This window comes from Brevundimonas sp., assembly GCF_018608325.1.
Classification (GTDB): Bacteria; Pseudomonadota; Alphaproteobacteria; order Caulobacterales; family Caulobacteraceae; genus Brevundimonas.
Genome location: NZ_JABAZW010000089.1, coordinates 1 through 5,969, shown reverse-complemented (window position 1 = coordinate 5,969; position 5,969 = coordinate 1). Strand labels below are relative to the sequence as shown.

5 protein-coding genes and 1 pseudogene are annotated in these 5,969 nt (G+C 68.8%); all 6 read left to right on the top strand.

All coding sequences use genetic code 11. The annotated features are described in order from the left end of the window. Positions 1-502: HAMP domain-containing sensor histidine kinase (locus tag QZ281_RS08930; RefSeq protein WP_292227342.1), on the top strand; the 502-nt coding region annotated here is incomplete at its 5' end. 13 nt (positions 503-515) lie between these two features. Continuing rightward, the gene (locus QZ281_RS08925; RefSeq protein WP_292227340.1) at positions 516-3,413 is read left to right on the top strand and encodes a bifunctional [glutamine synthetase] adenylyltransferase/[glutamine synthetase]-adenylyl-L-tyrosine phosphorylase; all 2,898 of its coding nucleotides are present in this window, start codon (positions 516-518) and stop codon (positions 3,411-3,413) included. 76 nt (positions 3,414-3,489) lie between these two features. Further along, on the top strand, positions 3,490-4,167 hold the full coding sequence (locus QZ281_RS08920) for an EF-hand domain-containing protein (protein ID WP_292227338.1): 678 nt from the start codon (positions 3,490-3,492) through the stop codon (positions 4,165-4,167). Between the two features lie 189 nt (positions 4,168-4,356). Further along, positions 4,357-4,941: pseudogene (locus QZ281_RS08915) on the top strand (RNA polymerase sigma factor); the annotation flags it as partial. Further along, the gene (locus QZ281_RS08910; protein WP_292227336.1) at positions 4,938-5,354 is read left to right on the top strand and encodes a hypothetical protein; all 417 of its coding nucleotides are present in this window, start codon (positions 4,938-4,940) and stop codon (positions 5,352-5,354) included. The pseudogene QZ281_RS08915 and the gene QZ281_RS08910, both read left to right, overlap by 4 nt. Next, positions 5,351-5,866, top strand: a complete 516-nt coding sequence (locus QZ281_RS08905) for a periplasmic heavy metal sensor (RefSeq protein WP_292227334.1) — start codon at positions 5,351-5,353, stop codon at positions 5,864-5,866. Before QZ281_RS08910 ends, QZ281_RS08905 begins: the two co-directional genes overlap by 4 nt. Positions 5,867-5,969 lie beyond the last annotated feature (103 nt).

The window sequence follows — 5,969 nt, the reverse complement described above, 5'->3', positions numbered from 1 at the left end:
GGCGGGCGGAGCGCCAGACCCCAAGGTCATCGACGCCGCCGATCTGGCCGCCGACATGGCCGAGCTTTACGAACCCGCCGCCGAGGACAAGGAGATCGACTTCTCCGCCGAGGTCGAGAAGGGATTGATGATCGAGGGCAATCAGCCCTTCCTGGCGCAGGCCTTGGCCAACATCATCGACAACGCCATCAAATACACGCCGGCGGGCGGGGCGGTGAAGCTGAGGGCGCGCAGGCGTTCGTCGGGCGAGATCGAATATTCCGTCACCGACACCGGCCCCGGCGTGCCCGAAGAGGACCGCGAGCGCGTGGTCCAACGGTTCGTGCGTCTGGACAACAGCCGCACCGAGCCGGGTTCCGGCCTTGGCCTGTCGCTGGTGACGGCGGTGGCCGAGGCGCACGGCGGGCGCGTGGTGCTGGACGAAGGTCCGGGCGCATACGGTGATTTCGGCCCCGGCCTGCGGGTGGCGCTGGTCCTGCCACCCGCCTCGGGTAATCCATAAGCGGAAGAGTTGAATGCCCACGCAGAAGTCCCGTCCGCTTTATGAGCGCCTGAAACCTGCTGGTCCGGTCCACAGCCCCGGCGCCGCGGAACGCCTGCATGAGACATTGGCCGAGGCCGCCTCTGCCGACGGCTGGTTGGAGGTGCTGAATACGGCATGGCCCGCGCTGGCTTCGGTGGCGGGGGCGTCGCCCTATCTGTCGGGGCTGATGCGGCGTCGGCCCGCGCAACTTCGGCGGATTCTGGAGAGTGTCCCCGACCGGCATCTGGATGTCATCATCGCCGAGACCGACGCCCTGACCGGGGATGCAGAGGCCATGAAGTCGCCGCTGAGGGTGCTGAAGGCGGACCTGCATCTGCTGACGGCGCTGGCCGATCTGGGCGGGGTCTGGGGGCTGGACCCGGTGACGGCGGCCCTGTCGCGGTTCGCCGACGCCTCGTGCCGTGCGGCGCTGCGGGCCGTCGCCAATGAACAGCGCGAAAAGGGCAGGCTGCTGACCGCGCCAGACGATTCACGCGGTCCCATTCCCGGCTTGTTCGGTCTGGCCATGGGCAAGCACGGCGCCAATGAGCTGAACTATTCGTCCGACATCGACATCTCGCTCTTCTATGAGCCGCGCCTGCTGACGGTGGCTCTGGCCGACGGTGTGGAGATGCAGGATTTCGTCAATCGCGCCGCCAAGGTTCTGGCCACCCTGCTGACCGAGCGGACGGCGGACGGCTATGTCTTCCGCGTCGATCTGCGGCTGCGGCCCGACCCGTCCTCGACCCCGCCGGTGGTCGCGGCGCCCGCAGCGCTTGGATACTACGAAAGCGTCGGCCAGAACTGGGAGCGGGCGGCCTTTATCAAGGCGCGGCCCGTGCTGGGCGACATGCGCGCGGCGGGCCGGTTCCTGAAGGCGATGATCCCCTTCATCTGGCGGCGCAGTCTGGATTACGCCGCCGTTCTGGACATCCAGTCGATCAAGAAACAGATCCACACCTACAAGACCGGCGAGGGGTTGCAGGCGGCGGGCGCCAATCTGAAGCTGGGGCGCGGGGGCATCCGCGAGATCGAATTCTACGCCCAGACCCAGCAGTTGATCCTGGGCGGACGCCATCCCGAACTGCGGGCGCCGCGCACGCTGGACGCCCTGGCGGCGCTGACGCAGGCAGGGCATGTCCCGCCGCAGGTTGCTGAGGAACTGTCCGCCGCCTATGTCGAACTGCGCGGGCTGGAACACCGGGTGCAGATGCTGGACGACGAGCAGACGCACAAACTCCCGGTCGACGCTGAGCGTCGCGGGGCGGTGGCGGCGCTGGCGGGCGAGGGCGATCTGGCCCGGTTCGACGCGGGGATCGAAGACCTGCTGGTCCGAGTGAACACCCGCTATGGCGAACTGTTCGAGGGCGGCGAGGAACTGGATTCGCCTTACGGCAGTCTGGTCTTCACGGGGGTCGAGAACGACCCCGAGACGCTGGAGACCCTGAAACGGATGGGCTTCACCGAGGCGGCCAGCGTGTCCGACACGATCCGCAGCTGGCACCATGGCCGCATCCCGGCGACCCGGACGGCGCGAGGGCGTGAACTGTTCACCCGGCTGGCGCCGCGTCTGTTGCAGGCCCTGGCGCGGACGGGGGCGCCGGATGACGCCTTCCGCCGTTTCGCCACCTTCTTCTCCGGTCTGGCGGCGGGGGTGCAGGTGCAGGCCCTGTTCCTGAACCAGCCCAAGCTGTTCAACATGGTGCTGGGGGTGATGGCTTTTGCACCCCGGTTGGCGCGTCAGCTGGGCCGCCAGCCCGCTGCGCTGGACGGCATTCTGGATGCGCGGTTCCTGACCGATCTGTCGGAAGACACCGGACTTGTCGAACAGATGCTGGTCGAGGCCGAGGAGGCGGGCGATTTCGAAGGGGCTATGAACGTTGTCCGCCGCCTGCACCGCGAACAGATGTTCCGCATCGGCATCCACGCCATCAGCGGGCGTACTGGGCCGGAGGAGGCCGGGCGCGCCTATGCCGCCCTGGCCGATGCGGCGATGCGGACACTGGCCCCGGCGGCCCTAGCCGAGACCGAGCGTCTGGGCGGCGCCTTCCCCGGCGGCGCTGTGGCGGTGGTGGCGCTGGGCAAGGCGGGATCGCGCGAGATGTCGGCCGGGTCTGATCTGGACCTGATGACCCTGTATGACGCCCCCGACGGCGCCCTGTCGGAGATCAAGGGCTGGAGCGCGGACGTCTTCTATGTGCGCTTCACCCAACGGCTGATCTCGGCCCTGTCGGCGCATACGGCCGAGGGCGGGCTGTATGAGGTCGACATGCGGCTGCGGCCCACGGGGTCCAAGGGGCCGGTGTCGGTGCGTCTGGCGCCCTTCGTCGACTATTATGAACATGAGGCCGAGAGCTGGGAGTTCATGGTCCTGACCCGCGCCCGCGTCGTCTGGGCCAGCGATCCGGCCTTTGGGGAAAGGGTGTTGGAAACGCTTGAGGCGGTGCTGCGCCGTCCGCGACCTGGCGTCGATATCGGGGCGGATGTGCGCAAGATGCGCGCCCTGATGGACCGCGAGCGGCGGCCGCACGGCTTCTGGGATCTGAAGCTGTCGCCGGGCGGGCAGGTGGATGCCGAGTTTACGGCCCAGTACCGCCAGCTTCAGGCGGCGGCGAACGGCCAGCCGTTGACGGTCTCGACGCTGAAGGCGTTGGAAAACGATCCGGTTCTGGCCGAGGCCTGGCGCACCCAGCAGCGGATCAATCACCTGCTGGCCGCCGCCTTCGAAGGCCGGGTCGATCCCGAGGCTGAGCCCGCCGTCTTCCAGCTGCGTCTGGCCGAGGCGGTCGGGGCGGCGGATTTCGAGACGATGAAGCGCGACCTGACGGACCTGCGCGCACGGGCGCGGGCGGCGTTCGAACAGGCTGTTCCGGCGGCCCGCGACGGATAATCCGGGGTTCTCCGTTCAAACCTTCGACAGGGTTGAACACTGGCCGTTCCTCGGGACGGCTCAAGGAGACCACAGGATGAAGAAGACCATGATCGGCGGCGTCGCCGCCATCGCACTGGCTGCCGTATCCGGCATGGCCATGGCCCAGACCCAGACCCCGGCACCGAACCGCGCTCCGAACGCGGCACGTGCCGCAGCGGCTGAACGCTCGGTCACCCAGGCCGAGTTCGTCGATGCGCGTCTGGCCCGACTGATTGCGACGGACACGAACCGCGACGGCGTTGTCACGCCGGAGGAAATGCAGGCCGCGCGGCAGGCGCAGCGCACGCAGCGTCTGAACCAACGCTTCGCCAAAATGGACGCTAACGGTGACGGCTCCATCAGCCGCGCTGAGTTCGACGCCGCCAATGCGCCACGCGCTGAGCGTGGTCCGCGTGCGGAGCGGGCAGGGCAATGGGCCGGACAGCGCGGCGGTCATCGCGGCCCCATGCGCGCGGCGCATCGTGGTGCGCGCGGTGCAGAGGGCGCGCGTGAGCGTGGCCCCATCGTCATCGCCGATGTCCGCGCCAAGCTGACCGAACAGTTCGCCAAGCTGGACACGAACCACGACGGCGTCCTGACGGCGGCTGAACGTCGCGCAGGCTGGAATGCGCGCGCCGAACAGCGTCGCGAAGGCCGGGCTGAGCACCGTCAGGGGCGCGGGCAGCACCGTCCGGGGCAACAACCGGCTTCCCCGGCTCCGGCTTCGGAGTAAGAGAGATGTCGGGGTCGTCCGTTCTGTGCGAATCGGTCCCTTTCGCCGCCAGAGCGAAATCGGAGGCGTTGGCTGCAAGCCAGTGCCGCCCGGATTTCGCTCCGGCATTTTTTAAGAGCCTGATTCACGGCGTCGGCGAGATCGCGCAGCGATCCTGCCTCAACCGATCAGGCTCTAACGAAAGAGGCTGGATTGGTCGCAGTCGTCGACCCCGACGAGGATTTGGTGCGCCGTGTGGGTCTGGGCGATCCGGCGGCGTCTCAGGCCTTGGTCGAACGCAAGCTGCCGCGCATTCTGGCGCTGGCGCAGCGGATGCTGGGCGATCCCGCCGAAGCCGAGGACGTGGCGCAGGAGGCCATGCTGAAGGCGTGGCGGCAGGCGCCTACCTGGCAGACGGGCAAGGCCAAGTTCGACACCTGGCTGCATCGGGTGGCGCTGAACCTCTGCTACGACCGGCTGCGGCGACGACGGGAAATCCCGACCGACACGCCGCCGGATCGACCGGACGACGGCCCGGCGCCGGATCGCGGCCTGCTGGCCGCCGAGACGGGCAGGCGCGTCGATGCGGCGCTGGCCAAACTGCCGGATCGGCAGCGCGAGGCCATCGTGCTGTGCCATTATCAGGAGCTGACCAATATCGAGGCGGCGGCTCTGATGGAGATCAGCGTCGAGGCGCTGGAGAGTTTGTTGTCGCGGGGGCGGCGGGCGTTGCGCGCGGCCCTGGCGGATCTGTCGCCCCGATCTGACGGGCGGCGTGTGGGAGACGGACGATGAAGATCGAACGGCTTGAAGTTCTGGCGGAGGCTTACGGCGCGGACCTGAGCCGCTGGCCTGCGCACGAGCGCGCCTTCGCCGAGAGCCTGATCGCGGCCGACCCGGCTGCGCGCGCCGTGCTGGAGGATGCGGCGGCGCTGGACGCCCTGCTGGACGCCTCGCCGCGCGTGACGCCGTCCGCTGATCTGACCGCCCGCGTTCTGGCGGCTGCGCCCAAGTCCAGGGTGCGGACGGGGCGCGGCCATCTGCACCGCCTGTTCTGGGTGCTGGGCGCGGGCTGGGCGGCGGCGGCCTGTGCGGGCGTGGTCGCGGGCGTGGGCCTGACGTCGCACATCACCGCCAATGAGCGCGCCGACGCCATTCTCTATCAGTCGACACTGAGCGGCGTGGACGACACCGAGGTTCTGGGATGAGCAACAAGACGCTGAAGATCGCTCTGGCCGTGTCGGTGGCCCTGAACCTGTTCGCGGTGGCGGGCGGGGTGGCTTACGGCGTCAGCCGCGCCCAGATGGACCGCAAGATCGAGGCCCAGAATACGCCGGGCCGTCAGGGGGGCTTTGGCGAAATGCTGGCCAGCTTGCCGCCGGAGATTCGCGAGAAGGTCCATACGAGCCTGCGCGAATCCGCCCTGGCCGCCCGTCCTGATTTTGAAGCGGCCCGTGCGGCGCGGCGTGAGGCGGTCGTGGTCGCAGGCGCAGATGTTTATGACGCAGCCAGGGTTCAGGCTCTGCTGGAGCAGTCACGTTCGGCGGAACTGCGCGGTCGCGCCCGGCTGGAGAATGAAGCCATCGCCGTGCTGGCGGAACTGACGCCTGAGCAGCGCAAGACCCTGTCGCCGATCCTGCAGCGCAAGGGTGGGGCACACAGGGAGCCGCATCGGGATGGGCCGCCGAACCGACCGCCGCACCCCGACGCGCCCAGATAATCAGCCCTTGGAGGCGCGGAAGGCGGCGACGGCGTCGACCGTCTTCTTCACCTGAGCCTCGATACCGGCCCAGTCGCCCGCGTTGACGGCGGCGTCGGTGATC

What these genes read in the sequence shown, in the direction of transcription:
- QZ281_RS08905 (WP_292227334.1), top strand. Translation starts at nt 5,351, where the DNA reads ATGAGCAACAAGACGCTGAAGATCGCTCTGGCCGTGTCGGTGGCCCTG.
- QZ281_RS08910 (WP_292227336.1), top strand. Translation starts at nt 4,938, where the DNA reads ATGAAGATCGAACGGCTTGAAGTTCTGGCGGAGGCTTACGGCGCGGAC.
- QZ281_RS08925 (WP_292227340.1), top strand. Translation starts at nt 516, where the DNA reads ATGCCCACGCAGAAGTCCCGTCCGCTTTATGAGCGCCTGAAACCTGCT.
- QZ281_RS08920 (WP_292227338.1), top strand. Translation starts at nt 3,490, where the DNA reads ATGAAGAAGACCATGATCGGCGGCGTCGCCGCCATCGCACTGGCTGCC.